11 protein-coding genes, 1 tRNA gene and 1 pseudogene are annotated in these 12457 nt (G+C 58.4%); 7 read left to right on the top strand and 6 right to left on the bottom strand.

Annotated features, from left to right (window positions below; all coding sequences use genetic code 11):
• Positions 1 to 117: 117 nt before the first annotated feature.
• The 6 genes from ACYZT7_RS13955 to ACYZT7_RS13930 all read left to right on the top strand — a co-directional run bounded on the left by ACYZT7_RS13955 (position 118) and on the right by ACYZT7_RS13930 (position 6955).
• Complete coding sequence (locus ACYZT7_RS13955; protein ID WP_462041790.1) at positions 118 to 1392, top strand: ABC transporter substrate-binding protein; 1275 nt, start codon at positions 118 to 120, stop codon at positions 1390 to 1392.
• A 21-nt stretch (positions 1393 to 1413) separates the two neighbouring features.
• The gene (locus tag ACYZT7_RS13950) at positions 1414 to 2376 is read left to right on the top strand and encodes a carbohydrate ABC transporter permease (RefSeq protein WP_462041464.1); all 963 of its coding nucleotides are present in this window, start codon (positions 1414 to 1416) and stop codon (positions 2374 to 2376) included.
• The gene (locus ACYZT7_RS13945; RefSeq protein WP_462041463.1) at positions 2373 to 3215 is read left to right on the top strand and encodes a carbohydrate ABC transporter permease; all 843 of its coding nucleotides are present in this window, start codon (positions 2373 to 2375) and stop codon (positions 3213 to 3215) included. Before ACYZT7_RS13950 ends, ACYZT7_RS13945 begins: the two co-directional genes overlap by 4 nt.
• A 27-nt stretch (positions 3216 to 3242) precedes the next feature.
• A complete protein-coding gene (locus ACYZT7_RS13940) occupies positions 3243 to 4388 on the top strand; it encodes an ABC transporter ATP-binding protein (protein ID WP_462041462.1) in 1146 nt (381 codons plus the stop codon).
• Positions 4385 to 5887: a glycoside hydrolase family 32 protein gene (locus tag ACYZT7_RS13935; RefSeq protein ID WP_462041461.1), complete on the top strand. Its 1503-nt coding sequence runs from the start codon at positions 4385 to 4387 to the stop codon at positions 5885 to 5887. The genes ACYZT7_RS13940 and ACYZT7_RS13935 overlap by 4 nt, the downstream gene beginning before the upstream one ends.
• Positions 5888 to 5962: 75 nt before the next feature.
• Positions 5963 to 6955: a LacI family DNA-binding transcriptional regulator gene (locus tag ACYZT7_RS13930; RefSeq protein ID WP_462041460.1), complete on the top strand. Its 993-nt coding sequence runs from the start codon at positions 5963 to 5965 to the stop codon at positions 6953 to 6955.
• 65 nt (positions 6956 to 7020) lie between these two features.
• On the opposite strand, the pseudogene ACYZT7_RS13925 reads toward ACYZT7_RS13930, so the two are convergent.
• Positions 7021 to 7200: pseudogene (locus tag ACYZT7_RS13925) on the bottom strand (Si-specific NAD(P)(+) transhydrogenase); the annotation flags it as partial.
• A 102-nt stretch (positions 7201 to 7302) separates the two neighbouring features.
• Here ACYZT7_RS13925 and ACYZT7_RS13920 point away from each other — a divergent pair.
• Positions 7303 to 8415, top strand: coding sequence for a CapA family protein (locus ACYZT7_RS13920; protein ID WP_462041459.1), 1113 nt, complete (start codon positions 7303 to 7305; stop codon positions 8413 to 8415).
• Positions 8416 to 8570: 155 nt separating this feature from the next.
• Here the strand turns inward: ACYZT7_RS13920 and ACYZT7_RS13915 are convergent.
• From ACYZT7_RS13915 to ACYZT7_RS13895, 5 genes are all read right to left on the bottom strand, one after another.
• A tRNA-Gly gene (locus ACYZT7_RS13915) sits at positions 8571 to 8646 on the bottom strand.
• Between the two features lie 62 nt (positions 8647 to 8708).
• The gene (pgsA, locus tag ACYZT7_RS13910) at positions 8709 to 9269 is read right to left on the bottom strand and encodes a CDP-diacylglycerol--glycerol-3-phosphate 3-phosphatidyltransferase (RefSeq protein WP_017339130.1); all 561 of its coding nucleotides are present in this window, start codon (positions 9267 to 9269) and stop codon (positions 8709 to 8711) included.
• Positions 9270 to 9302: 33 nt separating this feature from the next.
• Positions 9303 to 11126, bottom strand: a complete 1824-nt coding sequence (gene uvrC / locus ACYZT7_RS13905) for an excinuclease ABC subunit UvrC (protein WP_462041458.1) — start codon at positions 11124 to 11126, stop codon at positions 9303 to 9305.
• 2 nt (positions 11127 to 11128) lie between these two features.
• Positions 11129 to 11770, bottom strand: coding sequence for a response regulator transcription factor GacA (gene gacA, locus ACYZT7_RS13900; protein ID WP_008015884.1), 642 nt, complete (start codon positions 11768 to 11770; stop codon positions 11129 to 11131).
• A gap of 126 nt (positions 11771 to 11896) precedes the next feature.
• Complete coding sequence (locus ACYZT7_RS13895; RefSeq protein ID WP_462041457.1) at positions 11897 to 12340, bottom strand: GNAT family N-acetyltransferase; 444 nt, start codon at positions 12338 to 12340, stop codon at positions 11897 to 11899.
• Positions 12341 to 12457 lie beyond the last annotated feature (117 nt).

Here is a 12457-nt window from a genome sequence, read left to right as displayed (position 1 = left end):
TTCCTGAGGTATGAATTGTCAAAATCGACGAAAAAAAGGATGCCTCATCGCAAATACGCTGCTACATTTGGCGATGTTAACGTTAACTTCTCTAAAAACAAAAATAAAGAGGGCTTTATGAAACAGCTGAAATCTCTCCTTCCAGCAGCGCTGCTCACCCTCTGCGCCGGGCTTCCATCTCTCTCGAGCGCAGCCGATTTAACGATCTCGTGCGGTGCGGTAGGTGCGGAATTGCAACTCTGCAAGGAGGCTGTCGAGGCGTGGTCGAAACAGACTGGCAACAACGTCGAGGTGGTTTCCACGCCTAACTCGGCAACCGAGCGGTTGTCGTTCTACCAACAGATTCTCAGTGCGCAATCCAGCGACATCGACATCATTCAAATCGATATGGTGTGGCCGGGGATGCTGGCCAAACACCTGATGGATCTGCGCGAGGTGCTTCCCGCTAACGCGACCCAAGGTTACTTCCAGGCACAGGTGGATAACGCCACGGTGAACGGACGGCTGGTGACAATGCCGTGGTTTACCGACTCGGGCCTGCTGTACTACCGCAAGGACTTGCTCGAGAAGTACGACAAGCAGGTTCCCCAGACCTGGGAGGAAATGACCGCTACCGCCAGGAATATTCAACAGGCCGAGCGCAATGCCGGGAATCCCAATGCATGGGGTTACGTATTTCAGGGGCGCGCCTACGAGGGCCTGACGTGCAATGCGCTGGAGTGGATCAGCAGTCAACCGGAAGGCGGGCTGGTCAATTCACGAGGAGACATCGTGGTCAACAGTCAGGCCTCAAGAGCTGCTTTGACCCTGGCAAAAAGCTGGGTCGGAGACATCTCCCCGCGTGGCGTGCTCAATTACACCGAGGAAGAAGGACGTGGCGTATTCCAGTCGGGAAATGCGCTGTTCATGCGTAACTGGCCGTATGTCTGGGCCCTGGTTCAAAGTCAGGACAGTGCCGTAAAAGACAAGGTCGGTGTCGCTCCCCTGCCCCGCGGCGGCGAAGCCGGCACCCATGCATCCACTCTCGGTGGCTGGGGCCTGGCGGTATCGCGTTATAGCGCCCATCCAAAACTTGCCGCAGAGCTGGTGAGCTACCTGACCAGCGCGCAAGAGCAAAAACATCGTGCCCTGATAGGCGCCTATAACCCGGTTATCGAGTCGCTGTATCAAGACCCCGAATTGCTCGCGGCCATGCCTTATTACGCTCAGTTGCACAGCATTCTCAACGATGGGGTGATGCGCCCCGCCTCCATCACTGCCGATCGCTATCCACGGGTCTCCAATGCGTTCTTCGATCGAGTGCATGGCGTGCTGGCGGGCGAGTTACCTGTCGATCAGGCGCTGGCCGAACTGGAAAGCGAACTCACGCGCATCAAACGCCGGAACTGGTAAGCCACAAGGAAGGAAATCACCATGTCTGTCTCTGCTACCTCTACCCCCTATGACGAGCTCCTACTCACCCGGGAAACACCTGTACAGCGTCGCCGAGTACGCGCTGCCTGGTTGTTTCTGACTCCGATGTTGCTGTGTCTGGCCCTGGTGGCCGCCTGGCCGCTGCTGCGGACATTCTGGTTCAGCCTGACCGATGCCAACCTGGCGGACACCGGTGGCGGAACCTTCATAGGCTTTAGCAATTATCTGTTCCACAACGGCTCCAGCTGGTCGGGCATCCTGGTCGATCCACAATGGTGGAACGCGGTGCGCAACACCTTGCATTTCACCATGGTATCGGTGGGGCTGGAAGTCGTACTGGGGCTGCTGGTGGCGTTGTTGTTGAACATCAAGTTCACCGGCCGTTCCCTGGTGCGTGCGTTGATTCTGATTCCCTGGGCGATTCCTACGATTGTCTCGGCGAAGATCTGGTCATGGATGCTTAACGACCAGTTCGGCATCATCAATCATATGATGCTGAGCCTCGGCCTGATTGACACGCCTCTGGCCTGGACGGCGGATGCGGACCTGTCGATGTGGGCGGTGATTATCGTCGACGTCTGGAAGACCGTCCCTTTTGTCACGCTGCTGATGCTGGCGGCCTTGCAGATGTTGCCGAGCGATTGCTACGAAGCCGCCAGGGTCGATGGCATTCACCCGCTGAAGGTGTTCTGGCGTGTCACCCTTCCCCTGTTGATGCCTGCATTGTTGGTGGCGGCGATCTTTCGCATCCTCGACTCGCTGCGGGTTTTCGACGTCATCTATGTGCTGACCTCGAACTCATCGAGCACCATGAGCATGTCGGTGTATGCCCGCCAGCACCTGGTGGAGTTCCAGGATGTTGGCTATGGCAGCGCGGCCTCGACGCTGCTGTTTCTGGTCGTTGCGGTGATCGCCATGCTTTACCTCTACCTCGGACGCCGCCAACTGGAGGTCCGGTCATGAGCCCGCGCCTACTGAAAAAAGCGCTGTTGCGCCTCGGGTTCTGGTGTTTGATCGGGGTGTTGCTGCTGTATGCGGTCTTCCCTTTCTACTACGCCATCGTGACTTCGCTGAAGCCATCCAGCGCCTTGTTCGAGGTGAATTACTGGATCGAAAATCCCGACTTCTCCAATTACTCGGCGGTACTCCATCAAGCCTCATTCCTGCGGGCGATCGGCAACTCGCTGGTGGTTGCACTGTGCGTGGTGACGCTGGCGCTGTTCCTCAGCCTGACCGCTGCCTATGCCTTGGGCCGGGTGAAGTTCCGCGGGCGTGGCACAGTCTTGATGATGGTCCTTGGCGTGTCGATGTTTCCCCAGGTCGCGGTGCTGTCGGGGCTGTTCGAAGTGATCCGCGCACTGGGTCTGTACAACACCTCCTGGGCGTTGATCCTGAGCTACACGATTTTCACCCTGCCCTTCACCGTCTGGGTGCTGACCACGTTCATGGGGCAACTGCCCCATGAACTGGAAGAAGCGGCAATCATGGATGGCGCGTCCCCATGGGTCACGCTGACCCGGGTGCTGTTGCCCCTGCTCTGGCCCGCACTGGTCACCACTGGCTTATTGGCCTTCATCGCAGCGTGGAACGAGTTCCTGTTTGCCCTGACCTTCACCCTCACCGACACCCAACGCACGGTGCCGGTCGCCATCGCCTTGATTTCCGGCGGCAGCCCCCATGAGTTGCCTTGGGGGTTGTTGATGGCTGCCTCGGTGGTGGTCACCGTCCCACTGGTGATTCTGGTGCTGATCTTCCAGCGCCGAATCGTTTCCGGTCTCACTGCCGGCGCGTTAAAGGGTTGATGCCCAACAAAGACAAGGAACAGCATCGTGATCAAATTGAAACTGGACAACGTGAACAAACAATTGGGCGGCATGCGGATTCTTCGCGACGTCAGCCTGGAAATCGCGGCGGGTGAATTCGTGGTGTTCGTCGGCCCTTCGGGCTGCGGAAAGTCGACCCTGCTGCGGCTGATCGCCGGCCTGGATTCGATCTGCGGCGGCGACCTGCTGATCGACGGACGTCGGGTCAACGACCTGGAGCCGCGCGAGCGTGGTGTCGGCATGGTGTTTCAATCTTATGCGCTATACCCGCACATGAGCGTCTACGACAACATCAGTTTTGGTCTCAAACTGGTCAAGACTGAAAAGAGCAGCCTGCGCGAACGCGTGCTGAAAACAGCGCAAATCCTTCAGTTGGACAAATTGCTGCAACGCAAGCCAAAGGAGCTGTCTGGAGGACAGCGTCAGCGTGTAGCAATGGGCAGAGCCATGGCACGGGAGCCGGACATTTTGTTGTTCGATGAGCCGCTCTCCAATCTGGATGCATCCTTGCGGGTGCAGATGCGTAACGAAATCGCCCGGCTGCATGCTCGACTCGGCTCGACCATGATTTATGTCACCCACGATCAGGTTGAAGCGATGACCCTGGCCGACAAAATTGTCGTGCTCAATGCCGGTCGCGTGGAGCAGGTCGGCTCACCGCGCGAACTCTATGAACGCCCAGCGAGCCGCTTTGTCGCCGGCTTTCTTGGTTCGCCCAAAATGAACTTTCTGGCGGCGCGCCTGCATGCTTCAGGCAAAACCAGTCTGGTCGATTGCCCCGTATTGGGTATGACCTCCCTGCCCTTTGACAGCTCGAACCTGGCAGCGGACGCGCAGTTGAGCCTCGGGGTTCGCCCGGAACACGTGTCGCTCAAGGCGGCAGACGGAACCGCCGGCGTCGTCGTGATAGTGGTCGAATACCTGGGCAGCGAAACCTATGTGCACCTCGATACAGGTCAGGACGAGCCACTGATCTGTCGTTGTGAGGTTAACGCCGGATGGCAGGTGGGTGATCGGGTCGAACTGCAACTGGAGATCGGCAATCTGCACTTGTTCGACGCCGACGGCGCGGCCTTGAGGCACCACCCACAAGCCATTGAAACCCTGCCGGATGGCCTCTCTCTGCGCTCGGCACGAGCAGGCGCCCTATGACCTTGCCCTTGAATACCATGAGCGATCCAATGTCTTCCCCCCTTGACCTTGCGCAGCGTGCGCTGAGTGACGGTCTGTCTCGCGTCATCCACGATTATCGGCCCGGTTATCATCTTGCACCCCAGGTGGGCTGGATGAACGACCCTAACGGGGTGGTGTACTTTCGTGGCGAGTATCACGTTTTCTATCAACACTACCCCTTCGAAGCGAAATGGGGCCCGATGTATTGGGGCCACGCCAAGAGTGCCGATCTGGTTCATTGGCAGCACCTGCCCATTGCGCTGGCACCCGGCGATGACTTCGACCGTGACGGCTGTTTTTCCGGTAGTGCGGTGGTGTACGGAGATACCCTGGCGCTGATCTACACGGGGCACACTTGGCTGGGAGACGTGGGTGACGAGCGCTCGATCCGTCAAGTTCAGTGCCTGGCCACCAGTGTCGACGGCGTCCGGTTCGTCAAGCATGGCGCCGTCATCGAGACCGCGCCGCAAGACACGATCATGCACTTTCGTGATCCCAAGGTATGGAAGGAGGATGACTACTGGTTCCTGATTGCCGGCGCACGTCTGGACGATATGCCGCTGCTTCCGCTGTACCGTTCCACGGATCTGCATACTTGGGAGTTCCTTGATTATGTGTCCAGCGGCAGCGAGGGCGATGGCTATATGTGGGAGTGCCCGGATCTGTTTCGACTGAACGGCCGCGATGTGCTGCTGTATTCCCCTCAGGGCATGCAACCCCAAGGTTACGAACGGCTCAACAAGTACCAGACCGGTTATCGAGTGGGCCGACTCGACAGCGAGTGGCACTTCACCGGCGGGCCTTTTATCGAGCTGGATAACGGCCACGATTTCTATGCCGCGCAAACGCTCCTGGCCGCCGATGGTCGGCGCCTTGTGTGGGCGTGGCTCGACATGTGGGAAAGCCCTATGCCGAGCCAGGCCCATCACTGGTGCGGCATGCTCGGATTGCCGCGCGAACTGGAACTGTGCGCCGATCGCCTTTGCGTGTATCCGGCACGGGAGCTCACCGCTCTGCGCAAAGCGCCATTGCCAGGCACGTCCTGGTGGGATGAATCGGGAACCCGGTGGGTGCCGGAAGTGAATGGCGATATGCTCGAAATCCACGTGCACCTAGATTTACTCGGCTGCACCGATGGCCACCTGGGAATCGCGTTGCGCTGCAGCGACGATGACCATGAACAAACCCTGCTCTACTACGATGCGGCGTTGCGGCGTCTGGTGCTTGACCGCAGCCACTCTGGTGCGCAAGTCACAGGCCAGCGCAGCGTGTCGATAGACCCGATACAAGAGCGACTGGCACTGCGTGTGTTCCTCGATCGCTCGTCCATCGAGGTGTTCGACGAAAACGGGCGCTTCAGCCTCAGCAGTCGCCTCTATCCGCGGCCCGACAGTCTGGGCGTGAAGCTGTTTGCCACCGGGAGTGGCGGGCGTGTCTCGATTCCCAAGGCATGGCCTCTCGACTCTGGATGGCTGTGAGCAACGTCATTCGAGTCGCGAGAAGCCCGGGCCGTGTGTCATGATTCTGCGTCAACCTGACCGGCCTCGCCTCGCATGACTTCAGTGAAAGACGTTGCACAGCTGGCCGGCGTGTCCCTGATGACGGTTTCTCGAGCGCTCAACAACCCGGAAAAACTGAGCCCCGAAACCCTTCTGCGGGTGCGTCGCGCCATTGATGAACTGCAATTCGTACCGAGCCTGTCGGCGCGCAGGATGCGCGGCGACAACCTCCAGTCGCGAACCATCGGTGTGTTCGCTCTGGACACCGCGACCACACCGTTCGCGGTCGAGTTGCTGCTGTCCATCGAACAGACCGCACAGCAGGCGGGCTGGAATGTGTTCATCCTTAACCTGTTGAGCAACCCGCCCACCGACCAGAACATCGACCTGATGTTGTCGCACCGTCCCGACGGATTGATCTTCAGCGCCATGGGGTTTCGCCAGGTGTGCATTCCCGAGCGGTTGAAGAGCAAACCACTGGTACTCGCCAATTGCCTGGCCGATGACAGTCGCCTGGTCAGCTATGTGCCAGACGACGAAAAGGGGCAGTATCGAGCCGTACATCACGCGTTAAGCCAAGGCTATCGGCGCCCGCTGTGTATCAATCTGCCAAAACAGAGTCTGGCCTGGGGCTTGCGACAAAAAGGCCTGCAACGTGCCTGTCAGGCATTCGGCCTGGCGCCTGACGCACTCCTGCAATACGACCTTTCCGATCATGACGCCTACGGTGAAACCGCAGCCATCCTCGACCGACATATCATCGAGGGTCGCCCCCAATTCGACATTCTGATCTGTGGCAATGACCGTATTGCCTTTTGTGCCTATCAGCTGTTGTTGGGCCGTGGCCTGAAGATTCCCGCCGATGTCGCTGTGCTTGGCTATGACAATATGATCGGTATCGCTGAGCTGTTCATCCCACCTCTAACCACCGTGCAACTGCCGTATTACGAGATCGGTCGCAATGCTGCCCGGCACCTGATCCAGGCCCTCGATGTATCGGGAGCCCAGCCAGTTGATTGTCCATTGGTGGTCAGGGCGTCGCTATGACAGATTGCGCCAGAAAATCCCGATGAACCCAGGCAGGACATTTCCGACTGCCTCGGCTCACTGTCCAAGTGAACGGTCTCCGACGCCTGATAACCGAAGCAGTAAACGCCCAGCACTTCCAGGGTCTCGCGGTGGAACAGAATCTTCAGCATGCCCTGAGGCTCGCCGGCGATCTGTGCACGCGCCATGCCCTTGAAGAACGCCTTGCCCACTTCGTACGGCACCTTGGCCTGAGTCAGCTCCACCTGGCTATAGTTGAGTTGTGATGATCGTTGTGATGGAGCCGCAGGTGAGCTAATCGGGGACTGTCCCCGGTTTGCGTCATTCGGGGTATCCGGGAGGGTGCCATGGCAGCTGTTACCGATACGCTGAAGCTGTTTCTCGCCGGCGACGTCATGACCGCCCGCGGCATCGACTCAATACTGCCGCATCCTGGCGATCCGCGGCTTTACGAATCTTACGTCAAGAATGCCGGCGACTACGTCCGGCTGGCAGAAAGACTCAGTGGCTCGATTCCATGCCCAGTCGATTTCACCTATGTCTGGAGCGTTGCGCTGGAAGAGTTCGAACTTCGCCAGCCACACGCACGCATCATCAATCTGGAAACGGCGGTGTCCCGCCGCGGACGACCGGAGCCAAAGGGCATCAATTACCGCATGAGCCCGGAGAACTTCCCGGTCATCAGCGCAGCCGGCATCGACTGCTGCGTGCTGGCCAACAATCATGTGCTGGACTGGGGGGCAGCGGGCCTGGCCGATACGCTAGATACCCTGTCGAACAACGGTATGTGCAGCGCCGGCGCCGGGCACAATCGGCAATCTGCCGAAGCGCCCGCCGTGCTGCCGCAGCCTGGTGGGCAGCGCTTGCTGGTGTTTGGCCTCGGCGCACCCGACAGCGGCATTGCGCCGGACTGGGCCGCCACGGATAGGCGCGCGGGCGTCGCGCGACTGGAGGATCTGTCGATGCAAAGCCTGCGCCCTGTGGTCAAACGGATTCTCGAAGGCAAAAATCCGGGGGATCTGGTGGTCGCCTCCATTCACTGGGGCGGCAACTGGGGGTTCGATATCCCGCGCGAGCAGGTCCGGTTCGCCCATGCCTTGATCGACGAGGGCGGAGTTGACGTGGTGCACGGGCATTCCTCGCACCACGTCAAGGGCATCGAGGTGTACCGCGAACGCCTGATTCTCTATGGCTGCGGTGATCTGCTGAACGATTACGAAGGCATCGAGGGCCACACCGCCTTTCGTGGCGACCTGGGGCTTCTCTACTTTGCCTCGCTGGACCCGGGTGGGCACCTGCAGTCACTGGACCTGATACCCACCCGCCTCCATCGATTTCGCATCTGTCGCGCCGAAGGGGATGACCGTCAATGGCTGCACGACACCCTTTCTCGCGAGTGCGCACGCTTGGGCAGCAGCATCCAGCCGGGCGCGAAAAATGCTTTCGAGTTGCGTTGGTAGGAGCGTCTGGACACGACTAAAGTAACCGCTCTACAACCCCCTCCTATCCAAGGCGGGGCATGTTTTTTTCAGAGGATGTCGCGGGAAAATCAAAGAAAGACTTTTCTTTGGACGAAAAAAATGGACCTCTTTTCAGAGATCCATTTTTTAATGCTTGGAGCGGGAAACGAGACTCGAACTCGCGACCCCGACCTTGGCAAGGTCGTGCTCTACCAACTGAGCTATTCCCGCGTCTTGGTGTGGCGCATTCTATAGAATCCAGAAGCCTCGTCAACACCTTGATTCAAAAAAGTTTATTTCTTTTCCACGTCGGTCTTCAGATGCGGCCAGGCAGCCCGCAAATATTGGACCATGGACCACAACGTCAGGCCCGCGGATATCAGCAACAAAGCGTACCCCACCAGCACCCAGAACGTGAAGTCCGACGGATTCGCCAGCAGAATCACCAAGGCCAGCATTTGCGCGGCGGTTTTCCATTTACCCAGGTTCGACACGGCGACGTGGGCGCGGGCGCCTAGTTCGGCCATCCATTCGCGAAGTGCCGAGACGACTATCTCGCGACCGATGATCACGGCGGCCGGCAGCGTGAGCCACAGGTTGCCATGTTCTTGCACCAGCAACACCAGCGCAACAGCGACCATCAGTTTGTCAGCAACGGGATCGAGAAAAGCCCCGAACGGCGTGCTTTGTTCCAGTCGGCGGGCCAGATACCCATCGAGCCAGTCTGTGGCGGCAGCAAATGCGAAGACCGAGGCGGACGCCAGGTAGCTCCATTGATAAGGCAGGTAGAACAGTAAAATGAAGATCGGAATGAGCAGGACGCGTAGTACGGTAATCAGATTAGGGATATTCATCGGCACAACTGGCTACGAGGTGAGGGGGGCATTCTACTCGCTGTGCAGATTTGCATAAATCAACTCTGCGAGCTTTTTACTGATCCCGGGGGCTTTGGCGATCTCTTCGATGCTGGCACGAGACAGCTCCTGCAATCCACCAAAATGTTTCAACAAATCGCGACGACGGGTCGGCCCGACACCGGCGACGCCCTCAAGTGTAGACGTTCGGCGGGTTTTCCCTCGACGTGCGCGGTGCCCGGTAATCGCAAAACGGTGAGCTTCGTCGCGGATCTGCTGGATCAAATGCAGCGCGGGAGAATCGCCGCGCAAGGTAAATTCGTGGGCAGCATCGTTCAGGTACAGGGTTTCGAAACCGGCCTTGCGCGTGGCGCCCTTGGCCACGCCCAGCAGAATCAGGTCAGGCACCGCCAGTTCATTGAGCACATCGCGGGCCATGGACAACTGTCCCTTGCCACCGTCCACCAGCAGAATGTCCGGTAGCTTGCCCTCCCCTTCCTTCAGTTTGCTGAAGCGTCGAGTCAGGGCCTGATGCATCGCGGCGTAGTCATCGCCTGGGGTGACGCCTTCAATGTTGTAGCGACGGTAGTCAGACTTGATCGGGCCTTCGGGGCCGAACACCACGCAGGATGCCACGGTCGCTTCGCCGCTGGAGTGACTGATGTCGTAACACTCCAGACGCTGGGGTGGCTCGTCCAGGTTCAGCACTTCTGCCAGCGCATCAAAACGTGCGGCAACGTGTTGACGATTGGCCAGGCGTGCACCCAGCGCCTGTTCGGCATTGGTGACCGCCAACTGCTGCCAGCGTGCTCGCGTGCCACGAACCCGATAACTGATGGTCAATTCGCGACCGCGCAACTCTTCGATGGCCGCGATCAGGGTCGGGAAGTCTTCGTGAACCACGTTGACGATCAGTTCGCTTGGCAAGTCGCGTTCGGGACTGCTGATGAAGTACTGACCGAGAAACGCCGCCATGACTTCGCAAACGTCTTCTTCAATACCCACCTGTGGGAAGAAGTTCTTGCTTCCCAGCACCCGCCCGCCGCGCACACTGATCAAATGCACGCAGGCACCACCCGGATTGACAAACGCGGCGATCACATCGACATCGCCCGTCCCGCCTTCCATGCTCTGCTGGTCCTGGACCCGGCGCAGTAATGAAATCTGATCACGCAACTCGGCCGCACGCTCGAACTCGAGGTTGACCGCTGCCTCTTCCATTGCTGCAGACAACTCATCCGTCAGCGCATTGCTGCGCCCCTCAAGGAACATCACCGAGTGCCGCACATCTTCGGCATACACCTCGGGCTCCACCAGCCCGACACAGGGCGCCTTACAGCGTTTGATCTGGTATTGCAGGCAAGGACGCGTGCGGTTCTTGTAATAGCTGTCTTCGCACTGACGAACGAAAAACGTCTTCTGCAGCAGGCTCAAACTTTCACGAATCGCACCGGCGCTGGGATAAGGGCCGAAATATTTGCCCTTGGCCTTTTTCGCGCCGCGATGGATGCTCAAGCGTGGAAACTGGCCATCCGAGAGAAAGACATAGGGGTAGGATTTGTCGTCGCGCAGCAGGATATTGTAGGGCGGACGCCACTCCTTGATCAGCGTCTGCTCAAGCAGCAAGGCTTCGGTTTCATTGGCCGTAATCGTCGTTTCGACCTGAGCGATACGAGCCACCAGCGCGGCGGTCTTGGGCGCCAGGCCGGATTTGCGGAAGTAGCTCGACAGACGACTCTTGAGGTTCTTGGCCTTACCGACGTAGAGCAGGCGTGCCTCGCTGTCGAACATGCGATACACACCCGGACGCCCACTGACTGTCGACAGAAAGGCGCTGGGATCGAAGGCTTCAGTCATGTTCAGAGGCTGGCATCAACCATGCCGTGACGAACCGCCAACAGCGTCAACTCGACATCGCTGCTGATCGAAAGCTTTTCGAAAATGCGGTAACGGTAGGTATTCACTGTTTTTGGTGACAGGCAGAGTTTGTCGGAAATGATCTGGACTTTCTGACAGCCGACAATCATCAACGCGATCTGGATTTCCCGCTCCGACAAGGCGTCGAAAGGCGAATCATTGGTCGGCTGGAAGGATTTGATTGCCAGCTGCTGTGCAATCTGCGGACTGATGTAGCGTTGCCCGGCGAATACCAGGCGGATGGCCTGGACCATTTCCGGCAGCCCGGCACCCTTGGTCAGATAACCCGCGGCACCCGCCTGCAACAACCTTGTAGGAAACGGATCTTCTTCACACACGGTGACCGCGACGACTTTGATATCCGGATGGCTGCGCAACAGTTTGCGCGTGGCTTCAAGACCACCGATTCCGGGCATCTTGACGTCCATCAGCACCACATCGGGTTTCAACTCACGCGCCTTGAGCAAGGACTCTTCCCCTGACTCAGCCTGGCCGACTACTTGCAGGCCATCGATGTCAGCCAGCATTCGTGTAATGCCTGTACGAACGAGATCATGGTCATCGACTACTAGCACCCTAATCAAGCAGACACCTCGCGATATGGTCTTATTGGGTTGCCGACACCTTAGCAAAAAGCGACTGGCAGACCTAGCGGCAAGCGTCATATAAAAAGTTTCAATACATCTTGAAAGGCTTGTCGTATGCGTGTTTCAGCCAGGCAAGGCATCGATATCGCGCTGCATTCTCAGGAAACACTCGTCCGTGCCGACGACCTTCAGGCCCTTTCTCTCATACAACCCTTGCGCGGGGTTGTTTTCAAAAACCGTCAAACGCAATGCCGGACGCCGCTCCTTGCACGCCATGGCGAATACCTGATCGATTGCCCAGGAACCCGCGCCCTGCCCTCGAAACGCTTCGATGACATGCAACTCGCGGATGTACAGGGCTTTGGCATCACGACTCAGACTGACGTAGCCCAGCAAGGTCTCGTCGCGCACAATCAACCAGTTCTCTCGCCCTGCCCAGCCCACATCGAAACCTTCGTCCTGCCACAACAGATCGTGCTGAATGTAATAGCGCAGCATGTTTTTGCGGGTCAGGTCACGAGCGAGGTCGAGGTCCCGGAGCGTCGCCGGGCGTAATTCAAATGCCATCAAACCTCCGCAACAGCCACTATTTGCCCCTTCCAACCGTCAGCATCGCGGCGAGCCACGACCATCAGGTTGCCTGCTGTGTTTTTAATTTAAGTTCAAAGTGTGTCACAACCGGCG

It is taken from the genome of Pseudomonas sp. RT4P38, from assembly GCF_054897765.1.
This window is presented reverse-complemented; position numbering and strand designations above follow the sequence as displayed.

Bases quoted from the DNA above. Each gene is read 5' to 3' on its own strand.
- ACYZT7_RS13955 (WP_462041790.1), top strand. From the start codon at position 118: ATGAAACAGCTGAAATCTCTCCTTCCAGCAGCGCTGCTCACCCTCTGC.
- ACYZT7_RS13950 (WP_462041464.1), top strand. From the start codon at position 1,414: ATGTCTGTCTCTGCTACCTCTACCCCCTATGACGAGCTCCTACTCACC.
- ACYZT7_RS13945 (WP_462041463.1), top strand. From the start codon at position 2,373: ATGAGCCCGCGCCTACTGAAAAAAGCGCTGTTGCGCCTCGGGTTCTGG.
- ACYZT7_RS13935 (WP_462041461.1), top strand. From the start codon at position 4,385: ATGACCTTGCCCTTGAATACCATGAGCGATCCAATGTCTTCCCCCCTT.
- ACYZT7_RS13930 (WP_462041460.1), top strand. From the start codon at position 5,963: ATGACTTCAGTGAAAGACGTTGCACAGCTGGCCGGCGTGTCCCTGATG.
- ACYZT7_RS13920 (WP_462041459.1), top strand. From the start codon at position 7,303: ATGGCAGCTGTTACCGATACGCTGAAGCTGTTTCTCGCCGGCGACGTC.
- pgsA (WP_017339130.1), bottom strand. From the start codon at position 9,269: ATGAATATCCCTAATCTGATTACCGTACTACGCGTCCTGCTCATTCCG.
- uvrC (WP_462041458.1), bottom strand. From the start codon at position 11,126: ATGACTGAAGCCTTCGATCCCAGCGCCTTTCTGTCGACAGTCAGTGGG.
- ACYZT7_RS13895 (WP_462041457.1), bottom strand. From the start codon at position 12,340: ATGGCATTTGAATTACGCCCGGCGACGCTCCGGGACCTCGACCTCGCT.